Genomic DNA, 15,000 nt, shown 5'->3' with positions numbered 1-15,000 from the left:
GTTTCTGTTCCTCCACCTGGTGTTTCTGTTCCTCCACCTGGTGTTTCTGTTCCTCCACCTGGTGTTTCTGTTCCTCCACCTGGCTCTTTTTGATTTGTAATTTGAAGTTTTATAACTTCAATTTTTTGATTAGAAATCGTAAACTTAATTTCCTTATTAGATAAAGTGTATCCTTCTGGAGCCCGTACTTCTTTTAAAATGTAATCTCCTGGTTCAAGTTTCTTGGAAGTTGCTTTACCATTTTTATCTGTTGTTAATTTGTCTATTTTCGTTCCGTCTTTCAAAATTTCAAAAACTGCGCCTGCTAATATTTTATTTGTATCATTCGCATCTACCTTTGTAATTTCTACTTGACCTTTTATTTTTTCTTTCACTTTTTCATTCAATACTTCTTGTTTTACTAATTCATTTGCTACGATGTTTACTTCTACTGTCACTTCCAGCGCTTTATAACCTTCTGGCGCTTTCGTTTCCTCTAACGTGTATTTTCCTGGCACTACGTTTTCGAATTTCACAACACCATCTTTATCTGTTTTCGTTTCTCCAACTACTTGACCAGCTTCGTTCTTTAATTTAAATTCTGCGCCCGCTAGAACTTTTCCACTCTCTGCATCCTTTTTGATTACTTGTAAGCTTCCTAGTTCTTTCGCATTTTCTACTTGTACTTGTACTACTTTGTTTGCTTCTACAACGACTTCGATTTCTTCTTTTAGCAATTTATACCCTTGTGGTGCTTTCGTTTCTTTCAATGTGTATTTTCCTGGTTCTAATTTTTGAGAGATTACTTTACCTGTTTTATCTGTTCGTAATGTCTCTACTTTTTTACCGTCTTTATACACTTCGAATTCTGCGTCTGATAATAGTTTCTCTTTATCATTTGCATCTACTTTCACGATTTCGAATTGACCTGTTACTTTTTCAGGGATTTTTTTATTCAACACATCTACAGTAATTACTTTATTAGCCTCTACATTTACAGGAACTGAACTAGATGATAGTTCATATCCTTTCGGGGCTTCTACCTCTTTTAATGTATATGTTCCAACTGGAAGTTGTTTTGATAAAGCTTCACCTTTACTGTCTGTAATAATTGTTTCGACAACTTTCCCATCTTTATCGATAACATCAAATTTTGCACCTGGTAGAAGTTGACCAGATTCATTATCTTTTTTCAACAATTTAAATTGGCCATTTTCAACTTTTTTCGTATTCTTCATAACAAGTTCAATTACTTTTGTACTATCAATTGTTACTTTTACTGGTGTATCAACTTTTATATATCCTTCTGGTGCACTAATTTCTTTTACAAAATAATCACCAAGTGGTAAATCTTTAACTTCCGCAATACCCTTTTCGTTTGTTGTAACAGTAGCCACAACAGTATTATCTTTGTCTATAACATCAAATTTTGCGTCTTTTAAAACAATGTTTTCATCGTTTTCATCAACTTTTTTAATTTGTAAATTTCCTTTTTCAGCTGCTGGCTTATTCCATTTCGGCCAGTTAAATTTAAAGTTATGAACCTCAAATCCATCTCTTTGGTGTAATCCTCCAACATAGGCTTGTCCATTAATAGAACCACCTTTTGTCTCTACAACTGCATTAGGTGCAAACACACTACCTACTACACCATAACCTTTAGTTGTTATCTTTGTAGCATTAGGAAACACCCAAATTACCTTACTAGCTAACTCAGTAAAAGATGAATTAGGGTCGTATGCTTGAGATGTATTAATTAAGTCTGTTGCCATCCCAGTATTTCTTGTATCATACAAAATTGCACCGCCACCAAAACTCACTTCTTCTGCATCTGAATAAATAACAATGAAGTCTTTATTCTCTACATTTGGAAGATAAACGTCTTTTACATCAAATGTTTTCTTTCCCGTTTGGCCTGAAGAGACATAAATATTAGGGTTGTTTACATCTTCACCGATTCCAAAGCTCATATTAAGTGTTGGCTTATCAGTGTGTAATTGGCCCGCATCCCCGATTACACCATCAACGTCTTTTCTAAATTCTTTAAACTTAGCATCAATCTCCGCTTGCTCTTTATAAGAGATACGGTCATATGACGTTTTCATTGCGCCATCTGGGTCACCGTCTTTTGTCATCGCCACTGTTCCATCTTGAATAATTACTTGTCCTGCTCCCGCTTTCGTAAATTGACCGCCTAGTAATAATGATGGATATCCTTCATCTACCCAAGTTGCTCCAGCTAAGTTATTTGCTCCAGTTGCAGCCGCTACGACTGTATAACTTGATGCGTTCATATTTTTCTGAACAGCCATCGCACCTTCAATATCCGCACTCGTTGCACTATGATCTCCAAAAATGATGGCGTTGTAATAAGATACATCACCTAAACCTTTTAATTCTGTTGTAGCTGCCTCTGCTTTAAATGGTAAATGGATTAAAAAATTCATACATATTAGTAATACAACTATTAAACTACTACTTAACTTTTTAATTTTTTGATTAAATGATTTCCTCAAGAAATTCATTCCCCCTTTTAAACTTCCTAAAATCATAAAAAGAAACACATTTCATATGTGCCAGATCTTACTCACATTAACTTAAAATAATCCATTTAAATAAAACAAAGAAACGCTACAACTAATTAATAAAATTACTACAATTCATTTTTGAAATAATACGTGAACTACACTATCATGCGGAAATGTTTTACATACGGGAGCTCAATAAAATTTATCTGAAGAATATTTCATGTGGTGTAACTATTTTGGGAACATCATCCACTTTACATTAGTTTTCTAAAGGATTCAAGTGAATTGTATAGATTTCATACACAATTCACAACCTAAAACGCTTTCATTCCTTTTAGTAAGTTCAACAAAAAAACGTAGCCACAAAGCTACGTTTTTCTTTCATCGTTTCGGTGTATTTTTATGGTTTTTCAAAAACGGAAGTGGGAATTGCTTACGGAAATGCTCTTTAATCATATACTCTACACCGTTCTCACTATTTGAACGTGTAATCCAATCTGCCGCTTGCTTTAACTCTACAGGCGCATTCCCCATCGCTACCCCAAGTCCAACGTTTTCAATGACCTCTAAATCTTCCATGCTATCCCCAATCGCAACCATTTCATTTAGCGAAATATTTAAATACTCTCCAAGCAACTGTAATCCGCGTAACTTTGATACATTTTGTGGCAAAATTTCTATTCGTTTTGCGTCACATTCAACATACTCTATATCTTGGAATGCTTTTCTTAGCGTAGTTAGCCCTCTTTCCTTTTCACCATTACTATGGAAAACAACATCAATTTTTGGTGCCGCTACCGGATGATCACGAAGCGCATCGCCTAACGAATCTACAAATTGAACTGGATAAAATAACGGATCTGCGCTTGATAATACAGTACGCGCAATTAAGTTTGGTGTATTTCTCTCCCGGTTTCCGATTGAAAACCGCTCATGAGAAATGCGTACATTACAATCAAAGTGCTCTAACACTTGCACAATATTAAAAGTCTTCTCTTCGGATAACCTCTTTTGAACGTACGGTTTATCTAACGTTGCTGAAACGAAAGCACCGCCATGTGTCACTAATATAGAATCTAATTTCAACGCCTTTGCTACTTTATGAGCGGATTGAAAATTACGACTCGTAAATAATGTAACGTATACATCTTTTCTTTTCACAAATTCAATTGTTTCTCGTAATCCTTTTGCGATTTTTCCGTTATTGTATAGTAGTGTCCCATCTATATTAAGAGCTAGTAAGCGATAAATCATGTCGCACTCCCCCTCTTCGCTGTTGTACTCTATCCATAATTTATGAAATAAATGTAGCAAATAGAACGAGTTAGAATTACTACTGAAAATTTGGTTTACTATATACATATACACTCAGTAAAGGAGATAGTACAATGCAGGCACCACCTTCTTTTTACGAAAGCGACACGTTAGAAGTCGCAAAGAAATTACTCGGCCAAAAACTCGTTCATATTGTAGACGGAATAAAACGAAGTGGCATCATTGTGGAAGTAGAAGCATATAAAGGCCCAGATGATAAGGCCGCACATAGTTATGGCGGCAGACGAACGGATCGTACAGAAGTCATGTTTGGCGCACCGGGGCATGCTTACGTATATTTAATTTACGGTATGTATCATTGTTTTAACGTCATTACAGCGCCAGTTGGTACCCCGCAAGGCGTTCTCATTCGAGCCCTTGAGCCTATAGATGGGATTGAGGAAATAAAATTAGCGCGCTACAACAAAACCGACATTACAAAAGCACAGTACAAAAATTTAACAAATGGTCCTGGCAAACTATGCCGTGCCCTCGGAATTACTTTAGAAGAACGAGGCGTATCATTACAAAGCGACACATTACATATTGAACTCGTTCCAGAAGAAGAACATATGTCATCACAATATAAAATAACAGCAGGACCTCGTATTAATATCGACTATGCAGAAGAAGCTGTGCATTATCCGTGGCGGTTTTATTATGAGGGGCATCGGTTTGTTTCAAAGAAATAAGCGATATCAACGATTTTTCAAATATATCTATCGTAACTTACAATATATCAACGATTTTTCGAATATATCTATCGTAACTTACAATATATCAACGGTTCGACAAGAAATATCGATTTATCGACAAATAATAACATTACGAATAAAAGAAGACTGTTCCAAAATGGAACAGTCTTTCCCTCTTACTCTGCACCTTCCGCAGTCGCAATATCATTTTCTAAGTTTTCTCTTGATAATTCAGCCGCCATAAAGTCAGCTGTTTCTGGAAGTGCTAAATGCATATGAGCTTTTTGACAAATTTGGATCGTACAGTTTTCAACAACATAGTCGAAAACATGTCCGCCCCCGCGAATTTCATCATCAATATAATGTAAGTGGAACCCAGCTACACCAATGCCTTGCGCGTAATCTGGTGTCCAAAATCCAGCTAGCGTACCTTCTGTATGTTTAAATGAAAAGATCGGCTGTGATTTCGTCACTTCAACGAGCGGTGTATACGGTTTTTCTTGTCTTGGAACAGTTCTCGTCCTTACTTCACGGAACGTACCGTCCATTCGAATACCGTAAAACAAGTTTTTACTTGGCATTAATTCATGTAATAACGCTTCAACTTCTTCACGATTCATCGGACGCTCTACCGTATAACTCATTTCTTTTTCAAAAAACGTTACAGTCGCAAATGGCGTTGTTTCTTCTGGCTCTACTTTTTCTGCTGAACCGTCTGAACGTAAATGATAAAATTCATTATCAAATGCAATCATTTCACCATCTAATTGATCAAATGTGCCGATGCCGAAATCACCATGTTTTTTCAAGTCTTCAAAGCTAATCACACCATCATATATACCATCTAATAGCGCAAGCATTGTAGATGTTTGATATACTTCATTACTCGTTTTCGTTTTTTTTGCATCAATATCAATTAATTGCGCAACAGTCATCTCAAATCTGCCTCCATTAATTTAATTGGTTTGGTAATAATTTTTCGCTTAATTTAATGTTGTCACGATAGTCAATTGGAATATCAATAATGACAGGACCATCTGCTGCTAATGCTTCTTTTAATACCCCTTCTAATTCATCAGGCGTGTTAACACGAAGACCTAACGCCCCGAAACTTTCTGCATATTTCACAAGATCAACATCGCCAAACTCTGTAGCTGATGTTCTACCGTATTTCATCATTTGTTGGAACGCAACCATATCATATGTACCGTCTCTCCAAACGAGATGTACAACCGGTGCATTTAAACGTACCGCTGTTTCTAACTCCATCGAAGAGAATAAGAAACCACCATCACCTGACACGGAAACAACTTTTTTTCCCGGTTCAACTAAAGTAGCCGCAATTGCCCAAGGTAGTGCAACACCTAACGTTTGCATACCGTTACTAAATAATAGTCTACGTGGTTCATAAGAACGGAAACATCTCGCCATCCAAATAGAATGGGAACCGATGTCACACGTAACCGTTGTATCGTCACTAATTAAAGAACGAAGTGTGCGAATGACTTGAAGCGGATGCGTAACACCTTCAGAAGCGCGGTTTGGAACTTCTGCTTGCTCTGATAACTTCGCGCGTAATCGTTCTAACACTGCTTCTGATTCCGTGCTTAATACAAGTTTCGGTAATTTTTCTGCAATGCTATTTACAGTTAAAGCGATATCGCCAATTAATTCACGTTCTGGTTGGTAATCATGATCGATATCTGCTTGATGGTCATCAAGATGAATGATCGTTCTGTCCCCAAGTTTATTCCAAAATTTCGGATCGTACTCAATTGGATCATAACCGATAGAAATAACAAGGTCTGCTTCTTCTAGTAAAATATCACCTGGTTGATTACGGAATAATCCAACGCGGCCGAAGAAATGATCTTCTAACTCACGTGAAATTGCACCAGCTGCTTGATACGTTTCAACGACAGGAAGTTCTGTATCAGCAATTAATTCACGAACAGCTTTCGTCACTTCATTTGTGCTCGCTCTCATACCGAGTAAAATAACTGGTAATTTCGCTGATTTTATTTTTTCTACCACATATGTAACATCATGTGTGGGAGCGATTCCAAGCTGTGGCTTAGAAAGCGCACCGATAGACTCTACATTCGTTTCCGCAGTCATAACATCTTGCGGAAGACTTACTAAAGTTGCTCCCGGATTTGTGGAGGTAGCACTTCGAAATGCATTTGATAGTGCTTCTGGTACGTTATCCGGATGCTCTACTTCTACGCTATATTTTGTGATTGGTTCGAATAGTGCAGCATTATCCATAGATTGATGGGTACGTTTTAATCGATCCGTACGTGGAACTGCACCAGCTAAAGCAACAACGGGATCACTCTCCGCATTCGCAGTAACAAGACCTGTCGCTAAATTTGATGTCCCTGGTCCTGAAGTTACAAGACACACACCCGGTTTCCCTGTTAATCTACCAATAGCAGCTGCCATAAATGCTGCGTTTTGTTCATGACGACAAACGATTAACTCTGGTCCTCTTTCTTGCAATACATCAAATACAGAGTCAATCTTCGCTCCTGGAATACCGAAAACATGTGTAACACCTTGTTTAATTAAACAATCAACAACAAGATCTGCTCCTTTTGTTTTTGTCTTCACGTCGTTTGCTTTTACACCTGTACTCAAACTAATCATCCCTTTATTTCATAATGTGTGTAATAAAGATTTTAATTTCACCTAGTTAATTAACGTGGTGAAGTATCATTTATCATTATATTACAAATGCATTATTTTTCCAACAATATGAATTTGACAGTATTTTGACAACCCTTAAAGAATACGCTTACAATTAATTTATTTTTTAAAATAACATTTACTTTTAAACTTAATTCCCTAAACAAAAAAGACGCCCCTATACTAGGAGCGTCTTCCACTATTACGCTTGTTGCGCGCTATATAATTCTTCAAGTGGCTTCATGATAATTTTGTTAACGTCGCCGATTACAACGTTTAGGCGTTGCTCAGTTTCCATTAATTTTGTAATTTTAGCATCTTGTTGAATGCGAGCTACAACTTCTTGTGCTTGTTGGTTGTCTTCTTCAGTAATTTCTTGGCCTTGCATCATTTTTTGTTGTAGGCTAAGTTGCATCGTACGGAACTCTTCAAATAAGTTCTTTGAAGCTGCATCTCCTTGTACTGCCGCATAGCTCTCTTTTAAAGTTTTGAAGTCTTCGTTTTCAGCGATTGCTTTTTGTAATTCATATGCTACATCATGAATGTTTTTTGTCATTTTATTTTTCCTCCTTTAGAAGGCTAGCGCTTTTCGCTCACACTGCCTTTTAAGTGCATTTACATACGCACCTCTTCTTACCATATCAAACTATGCAAGAGATGTGAAGAAATTTCACTCTTATTTCTATGTACTTATCTTTACTACCTAAGGAACAACAGTAACAACCCTTGCACGAGTCCAATCATTCCGCCTAATAAGGCACCTAAATACGTAATCATTTTCAGCTCATTTTTTGTAATGGACAGAACTAAATCTTCTAGTCTCTCTGTTGAAAACGTAGACACTTCTTGCTGGACAATTTCCGCAAGATGTAGATTATTTAGTATGGTCTCTACATTTTCTGTCCCCCACTTCAAGCCTTTCGTTACTGCACTTGGAACCACTTTTTCAATGATTGTTTCTCGAACTGGCGCACACACTTGCTGTACAGATTGGTTTAAAAACTTACTCACTGTTTCCTTAACTTTAACTGCAGACAATATGGAGCTTACAATCATTTCTTTTTCTACAAACGTTTCTAATTCTTTTACATCTCTTCCCTTTAACTTTTCCCACTCTTTTTGCAGTACATTAGTTAAAAGCTTTTCCGTACCATCTTGACCTAAAAATTTAATTACTTCTGGCTGCACACGATCCACTACACTTACATTCCCTAGAAACATCCCGACTAAGTTAAGTAATGTTCCACGAGAAGCAAAGAAATCATCAATCATTTTTGAAAGGCGCGCTTTCCCTTCTTCACTTTCAAAAAATTCAATTCCTCGCTCTAAAATAAAAGCCGAGACATTTGGAATGGCATTCTCTATTTTTTCATGTACAGAATGAGGTAAAGCTTGTTCCCATGTATATGTATAGTACTCCGCTAAAAATTCCTGAACTTTTTTTGTAATCACATGCTCGATTTTCCCGGTCGCCTCTTCTTCTACATGTGCTACATTCCATTTTTCTAACATATGTCGCAGTGATTGTTCATTCGTAATGACTTTATCCACTTCCACTTGCACCCAGCGAATTAAACTTTTTTGAAACTCTTCATTTGTTAGCTTTTTTCCGATTCCTTCTGGCGTTAACAAATGCTCGACTACCATTTTCCCTAATTGAACAGCAAGCTCATCACGTCGCTTCGGAATTAATCCAGGTGTAAATGGCAATTGAAACTTTCCAATATAAATAGGACGATGGGGACGAAATAACATTTTTATCGCTAAGTGGTTCGTATATCCTCCAATAATCGCTCCGAGCCCTGTCGTCGTTAACATATTCAACCATATATTCATTACAATCAACCTTTCGCTTCTCCAAAACTATAGCATATCATCATACGGACAAAAGTATAATGGTATAAAAAAGTATTTGCAATATATAGCTTCGCCTATTATGCCAACACTTTGTTAGTAAAGGAGTGATTTCGTTGGTTCTCGGTATTTTAACTTCCCGGCCTCATTATGAGCAAACGTATTACACCGAAATCGCCAAACGCGCTCGGCTTTATCATAATGTCGTTGCCCAGTTTACACCATTTTGTATTGATCCTAAAACAGACCTTGTTTCTGGTCTTATTTATGATACAGATACAGGAAAATGGAAAGAGCAAACATTCCCTATTCCTTCTTATATATACGATCGTTCTTCTTTTAACGAGGATACAGACTTTGAAAAAGCTAAATCAATTATTCATTCATTACACAACCGTCCTTCCACTACCTTTTTAAATAACACACTTATTGACTTAAGCGAACTACATGATTTATTTCTTACTAATAAAAAATTATTTCCTTATATACCAAAATTTGAAATAGCAACGATACAAAACATTTTCAAACTTTTATTAAAAACAAAAGATATTATTATACGTCCTACTCATACACATTCCAATGAAAGTCTGTACCGGATCGCTTATAAAAATAAAACGTTTCATATCGATACAATACATGACGCATATCATACTTCTACTCCAATCAAACGGACAGATGAGTTTATATCTTGGTACAAATCTAACATACAATCTGCACGTTATATCACCCATACGATGCTACAACCACCGAATCAACTAACGTATCCACTCCACATTCGAACCATTTTGCAAAAAAATAAAGAACAAAAATGGAACGTTATCGGTCAATTTATACAAAAAAGCTCATTTCCGAACCAATTTTTACTTTCCGTAACGGATGATTCCTCGCTGCATTCATTATCAAAAATTAAATATGTACTATCTAATACCGGTGTGCAACTATTACAAGACGCTTTACACGACATTATAAATGAAGTGTTTCAAACATTAGATCAATCTTATTCTTCTTTATTCGAACTAGAACTTTCCACAATTATGGATCAAAAAGGGGCGATTTGGCTTATGTATGTCAACACGATTCCCCCTTACGAACGTTACATTCATCATAATGATTCGTTAGCTGAAAAGATCTTTCACGGACCACTAAAATTTAGCCGCTTTACACCATAACGAAAGGAGGGAATCCCATTTTGAAAGAGCACATATATACATTAAACATTTCAGATGAGCATCCAAATAGTATTACTTTACCTTACATTTTTTCTATTACACCACCTATTACATCCCTTTCCTTCGGCAGACGCCATGTTGCAAGTGAAGAGGTAAAAATTCATTATTCCTTTACTCGTGAAATTATGATTGGAAAACGAATTGCAGAAAAACTTTTACTCCCTCATTCCACTACCATTCATGCCTTTACACAAGATGAAACAATTATTTTCGGACCATTAGTCGGTATTTTCACAACTGGTTTTAACGATGACTCACCTATTCCTTTAGGAAACCGTTCCACATCTCTCAGTGAGTTGCTAACACCACCATTTACATTACGACCGTTCGTATTCGTTTTTGGCGTTCAACATATAAACTGGGAAGAAGAAACGATTGATGGGTATTTCTTTCAAGAAGGAAAATGGCTAAAGAAAAAAGTTCCTTTGCCAAATGTCATTTACGATCGACTACCAAATCGTAAAGCAGAAAATTATAAACCAATCGTTAGAGCAAAAAGGAAATTAGAACATGACTATAACATTCCATGGTTTAACCCAGGATTTTTTAATAAATGGGACGTTCATCAACTTCTTATGAAGGACGATTCAATTGTGCCTTTATTACCAAACACAGAGACATTTCAGCACTTCGAACAAGTAGAACGGTTTCTTGGCACATATAAATCAATTTACATGAAACCGATACACGGTAGCTTCGGAAGAAATATTCATCAACTATTTTATTCTCAAACAGAGAATTGCTACTACTGTCGTTATCGCGAAAATGAAGAGAATAAACTAAGAAAGTATCAATCATTAGAAACACTTCTGAACCACGTATTAAAAGGACATGATTTAAAGAAGTTTATCGTACAGCAAGGTATTTCTTTACTTCGCTTCGACGGGCAACCTGTTGATTTTCGCATTCATACAAATAAAAACCATTTCGGTAATTGGGTCGTCAGTGCCATCGTCGCCAAAATTGCTGGCAAAGGTAGCTTAACTACACATGTAAATAGCGGTGGTGATACAAAATTACTACAAGAACTTTTTCCAGATTCAACGAAACAAGTTCAAATTGAAAATAAATTAAAACAAACAGCCTTGCAAATAAGTTACGCGCTCGATGGGCAAGTAACTGGGAACATTGGAGAAATCGGTTTTGATATTGGTTTAGACATGCAGGAAAATCCGTGGCTATTTGAAGCAAACTCAAAACCTGGGCGAACTGTATTCCAAGATGAAAAGTTAAAAGAACAAAGTGAACTGACGCGCCAATTATTTTACGAATATGCTATCTACTTAACTGAACATTCTTTGCGCGATGCAAAAGAAAAAATGTCCCAAATGAAATTAGGGACTTCATCAAACACCGAACACATCCCTTCTCCTATGATTCACTCACAAATACGAAAACAAAAACTTCCACCTCATTCATAAGGTGGAAGTTTTCTATTTACACAAGTTTTACTACAACCTCCGTTTCCACGTTACATACTCCGCAATAAAAAATATGATTGCAATATTCTTGTGAATGATTATGTGTTAATCCATCTACCTCACTTAATAATTCCTGATCCATATACGCACTATAATCGTCTATGTAATCAACAGTTTTCCCATAATCTTGGAGTATACCTTGGCAATTTTGACAAGAATATGTTTGTGATTCTAATGCGTTACAAAGCGGGCAAATCCCCATCATGATTCCTCCATACATTATCGTTTAAAATCATTTAAAGACTTTCTTTTTAGGTTGAAGAAAGCATCTAGCCATGAGTAGATACGGTCAGTTCCTTTCCTTTCCATGCCCCATCCTTAGTTAAACTAGAAATGAGAAGTTAATGCCTTTTAGTTTTTATATTACTAAGCTGCAATTGTAATGTATCTCACTTTCATAAACGATTAATAAAAAGCTAATTATTAGCCCTAACATAGCAGGATTCAAAGAGAACACCATATTTAATATCGCTCTTAGTTTAGCCTTCTTTCTTAAAAATACAACGATTACTCTTATTTCATAATTTACGAAATCACTACATTTTTTTGACAAAATTTACAAATTATTATTTTGTATATCTTTCTAGGTAACATCCATACTATGAGTACAAACTTAATTACCGATGGATTAGCGCCAAACGGGGCGATAATATCTGGTTCAAATCCAGCTAGTCCAACCAAAAAAATTTTTATAACTCTAAGGAGGATATATTCCTATGGCAAACCAAAATTCTTCAAATCAATTAGTAGTACCAGGAGCAACAGCTGCAATCGATCAAATGAAGTACGAAATCGCTCAAGAATTTGGTGTACAATTAGGAGCAGATTCTACGGCTCGTGCTAACGGTTCTGTTGGTGGAGAAATCACAAAACGTCTAGTTGCAATGGCTGAGCAAAGCCTTGGCGGATTCCAAAAATAAATATATATGGCAAAAAGGTCTCAAGGCATATGCCTTGAGACCTTTCTTAATTATTGAAGCATTTGTAAAAACTTCTTCGTTCGTTCTTCTTTTGGATTTGTAAATACATCTTCTGGTATACCTTGTTCGACAACGACACCGCCATCCATAAAAATAACGCGATTCGCAATTTGATGAGCAAAACGCATCTCATGCGTTACAATAACCATCGTCATGCCTTCTTTAGCAAGTTCTTTCATTACCTTTAGAACTTCTTGAACGAGTTCAGGATCAAGTGCTGACGTCGGTTCATCAAATAGTAACACTTCCGGCTCCATCGCAAGCGCGCGAGCAATTCCAACGCGCTGTTGTTGTCCCCCTGATAATTGGAACGGATATAAATCCACTTTATCTGCTAAACCAACTTTTTCAAGGAAGTAGTTTGCTTTTTTCTTCGCTTCTTCTTTCCCCATCTTTTTCACTGTAACGAGCCCTTCCATTACATTTTGAATGGCTGTTAAATGCGGGAATAAGTTATGATGTTGGAACACCATTCCTGTTTGTGTACGAAGATTTACAATATCTTTCTTGGATACTTTTTGAGCGAAATCAAGCTCTTTATTGCCGATACGAATGCTACCAGCGTTCGGTGTTTCTAGAACGTTTAGGCAACGTAGAAACGTCGTTTTACCAGATCCAGAAGGTCCGATAATAACAACAACTTCACCCTTCTCAACTGATAGATCTATATGCTTTAGTACGGTATTATCTCCGAAACTTTTTTGTAAGTGCTGAATTGAAATCATAAAAACAAAAACTCCTTTTGTAAAAGGATTATTTTAATGTGTAGCGTTCTGAACGCTTTTCTAACATCTGTTGTACGATTGATAATAAGAAACAAATAACCCAATAAATAAGACCTGCTTCAAAATAAACAATTAAAAACTCATAGTTCATTGCCGCAATTTCCTGCGCTTTTCGGAACATTTCTGTTACTAAAATTAACGATGCTAATGAAGTATCCTTCACTAAGCTAATAAATGTATTCGAAAGCGGCGGAATTGATACGCGCGTTGCTTGCGGTAAAATAACACGTTTTAATGCTTGTGGATATGTCATCCCAATTGTATAAGCTGCTTCCCACTGTCCTTTCGGAATTGAAAGGATAGAAGCACGAATAATTTCAGATGCATACGCACCAACATTTAATGAAAATCCAATAACTGCTGCTGTATACGGCTCAACTTCAATATTAAGAGTTGGAAGACCATAGAAAATAATAAATAACTGTACAAGAAGTGGCGTTCCGCGAATGATAGATACATAGATACGAGCAATCCATTGTAAAATACGACTACCTGAAATACGCGCGAGCGCTGTTAACGTCGCCAGTATAATTCCGATAATGAATGTAATAAGCGTTAATGGAATTGTCGTAAAGACAGCTTCCTTCAGCATAGGCATGAAGGAAGACTGCATAATATCTATCCAAGTAGACAATCGATCTGAAACCAATGCACTACTTAGATACATTTTCACCGAACCATTTTTTCGCTATTTTGTCGTACGTACCATCTTTTTTCATATCTTCTAACGCTTTATCAACTTCTTGTACAAGCTCATCGCTACCTTTACGGAATAAGAATCCACTTTGTGAAGCTTCTTTTTCTGTATCTACAATTTTAATTTTTGCATCTTTTTTCGTTTCTAAGTAGTTTAATACTGATAACTTATCATTAATTGTGAAATCAACACGGCCAGTGTTTAATAATTCTGCCGCTTGGCTAAAGCCTTCTACGTTAGTAATTTCCGCACCATTTTTCTTAGCAATATCTGCATAGTTACTTGTTAAAGATTGCGCTGCTTTTAACCCTTTTACATCAGCAAATGTAGCAGGTTTATCTTTATCTTTTGCAATAACTAATACTGCTGAAGATGAAACGTATGGTTTAGAGAAATCATATTTCTTTTGACGATCTTCACGAATACCAACTTCGTTCGCAACCATATCGAAACGCTTCGCATCTAAACCAGCAAGTAAGCTATCCCATTGTGTTTCTTTAAATACAGGTTTTACACCTAAACGTTTTGCAACTTCTTCTGCTAATTCAACGTCAAATCCAGTTAATTTATTGCTTGAATCGTGGAACGTAAATGGTGGGTATGTACCTTCTGTACCAATTACAAGTTCACCGCTTTGTTTAATCTTTTGTAATGCGTCTTGACTAGCTGTATCTTTTTTCTCTTCTTTACCGCAGCCGGCTACAATCCCGATCGCTAATGTAGTTACTGCAAGCACTGAAAATAATTTTTTCATGATGGTAATCCTCCAA

The 15,000-nt window shown here is 36.4% G+C and carries 14 protein-coding genes; 4 read left to right on the top strand and 10 right to left on the bottom strand.

The window, feature by feature from the left end; translation table 11 throughout:
* The coding region (locus tag DPQ31_RS04540) for an MSCRAMM family protein (RefSeq protein WP_261797503.1) at nt 1-2,495 on the bottom strand (2,495 nt) is incomplete at its 3' end.
* 393 nt (nt 2,496-2,888) lie between these two features.
* Nucleotides 2,889-3,761 (bottom strand): Cof-type HAD-IIB family hydrolase, encoded by an 873-nt coding sequence (locus tag DPQ31_RS04535; RefSeq protein WP_208731588.1) that lies wholly within the window; start codon nt 3,759-3,761, stop codon nt 2,889-2,891.
* Nucleotides 3,762-3,895: 134 nt separating this feature from the next.
* Here DPQ31_RS04535 and DPQ31_RS04530 point away from each other — a divergent pair, with 134 nt between their 5' ends.
* On the top strand, nt 3,896-4,513 hold the full coding sequence (locus tag DPQ31_RS04530) for a DNA-3-methyladenine glycosylase (RefSeq protein WP_208731587.1): 618 nt from the start codon (nt 3,896-3,898) through the stop codon (nt 4,511-4,513).
* 179 nt (nt 4,514-4,692) lie between these two features.
* On the opposite strand, the gene alsD is transcribed toward DPQ31_RS04530, so the two are convergent.
* The 4 genes from alsD to DPQ31_RS04510 form a co-directional block, all read right to left on the bottom strand.
* Entirely contained in the window at nt 4,693-5,451 is a 759-nt protein-coding gene (alsD, locus tag DPQ31_RS04525; protein ID WP_097957731.1) for an alpha-acetolactate decarboxylase, read from the bottom strand.
* 16 nt (nt 5,452-5,467) lie between these two features.
* Complete coding sequence (alsS, locus tag DPQ31_RS04520; RefSeq protein WP_097957730.1) at nt 5,468-7,156, bottom strand: acetolactate synthase AlsS; 1,689 nt, start codon at nt 7,154-7,156, stop codon at nt 5,468-5,470.
* A gap of 250 nt (nt 7,157-7,406) precedes the next feature.
* Complete coding sequence (locus DPQ31_RS04515; protein ID WP_000164615.1) at nt 7,407-7,760, bottom strand: YlbF/YmcA family competence regulator; 354 nt, start codon at nt 7,758-7,760, stop codon at nt 7,407-7,409.
* A 143-nt stretch (nt 7,761-7,903) separates the two neighbouring features.
* Entirely contained in the window at nt 7,904-9,049 is a 1,146-nt protein-coding gene (locus DPQ31_RS04510) for a DUF445 domain-containing protein (RefSeq protein ID WP_208731586.1), read from the bottom strand.
* Nucleotides 9,050-9,174: 125 nt separating this feature from the next.
* Between DPQ31_RS04510 and DPQ31_RS04505 the strand changes: the two genes are divergently transcribed.
* Together DPQ31_RS04505 and DPQ31_RS04500 are read left to right on the top strand one after the other, a co-directional pair.
* Nucleotides 9,175-10,227: a YheC/YheD family endospore coat-associated protein gene (locus tag DPQ31_RS04505; RefSeq protein WP_208731585.1), complete on the top strand. Its 1,053-nt coding sequence runs from the start codon at nt 9,175-9,177 to the stop codon at nt 10,225-10,227.
* Between the two features lie 20 nt (nt 10,228-10,247).
* The gene (locus DPQ31_RS04500) at nt 10,248-11,708 is read left to right on the top strand and encodes a YheC/YheD family endospore coat-associated protein (protein ID WP_098210394.1); all 1,461 of its coding nucleotides are present in this window, start codon (nt 10,248-10,250) and stop codon (nt 11,706-11,708) included.
* Between the two features lie 16 nt (nt 11,709-11,724).
* Here DPQ31_RS04500 and DPQ31_RS04495 read toward each other — a convergent pair whose 3' ends face one another.
* On the bottom strand, nt 11,725-11,970 hold the full coding sequence (locus DPQ31_RS04495; RefSeq protein WP_000510465.1) for a hypothetical protein: 246 nt from the start codon (nt 11,968-11,970) through the stop codon (nt 11,725-11,727).
* A gap of 514 nt (nt 11,971-12,484) precedes the next feature.
* Between DPQ31_RS04495 and sasP the strand changes: the two genes are divergently transcribed.
* Nucleotides 12,485-12,688 carry a small acid-soluble spore protein, SasP family gene (gene sasP / locus DPQ31_RS04490; RefSeq protein WP_000013339.1) on the top strand — a complete coding sequence of 68 codons (204 nt, stop codon included), beginning with the start codon at nt 12,485-12,487 and terminating at the stop codon, nt 12,686-12,688.
* A 50-nt stretch (nt 12,689-12,738) separates the two neighbouring features.
* Here the strand turns inward: sasP and DPQ31_RS04485 are convergent, their stop codons facing one another.
* Genes DPQ31_RS04485 through DPQ31_RS04475 form a run of 3 tightly spaced genes read right to left on the bottom strand, consistent with a single transcriptional unit; the run spans nt 12,739 to nt 14,984 of the window.
* The gene (locus DPQ31_RS04485) at nt 12,739-13,473 is read right to left on the bottom strand and encodes an amino acid ABC transporter ATP-binding protein (RefSeq protein WP_085450133.1); all 735 of its coding nucleotides are present in this window, start codon (nt 13,471-13,473) and stop codon (nt 12,739-12,741) included.
* A gap of 28 nt (nt 13,474-13,501) precedes the next feature.
* Nucleotides 13,502-14,200 carry an amino acid ABC transporter permease gene (locus DPQ31_RS04480; protein WP_000281495.1) on the bottom strand — a complete coding sequence of 233 codons (699 nt, stop codon included), beginning with the start codon at nt 14,198-14,200 and terminating at the stop codon, nt 13,502-13,504.
* Nucleotides 14,187-14,984, bottom strand: a complete 798-nt coding sequence (locus tag DPQ31_RS04475) for an amino acid ABC transporter substrate-binding protein (RefSeq protein WP_199632070.1) — start codon at nt 14,982-14,984, stop codon at nt 14,187-14,189. Before DPQ31_RS04475 ends, DPQ31_RS04480 begins: the two co-directional genes overlap by 14 nt.
* Between the last annotated feature and the right edge of the window lie 16 nt (nt 14,985-15,000).

This window comes from Bacillus sp. COPE52 (assembly GCF_003355115.1).
In the GTDB taxonomy this organism is placed as follows: domain Bacteria; phylum Bacillota; class Bacilli; order Bacillales; family Bacillaceae_G; genus Bacillus_A; species Bacillus_A toyonensis.
Note: the sequence above shows the minus strand (reverse complement) of the source record. Positions and strands in the feature narration are given on the sequence as shown.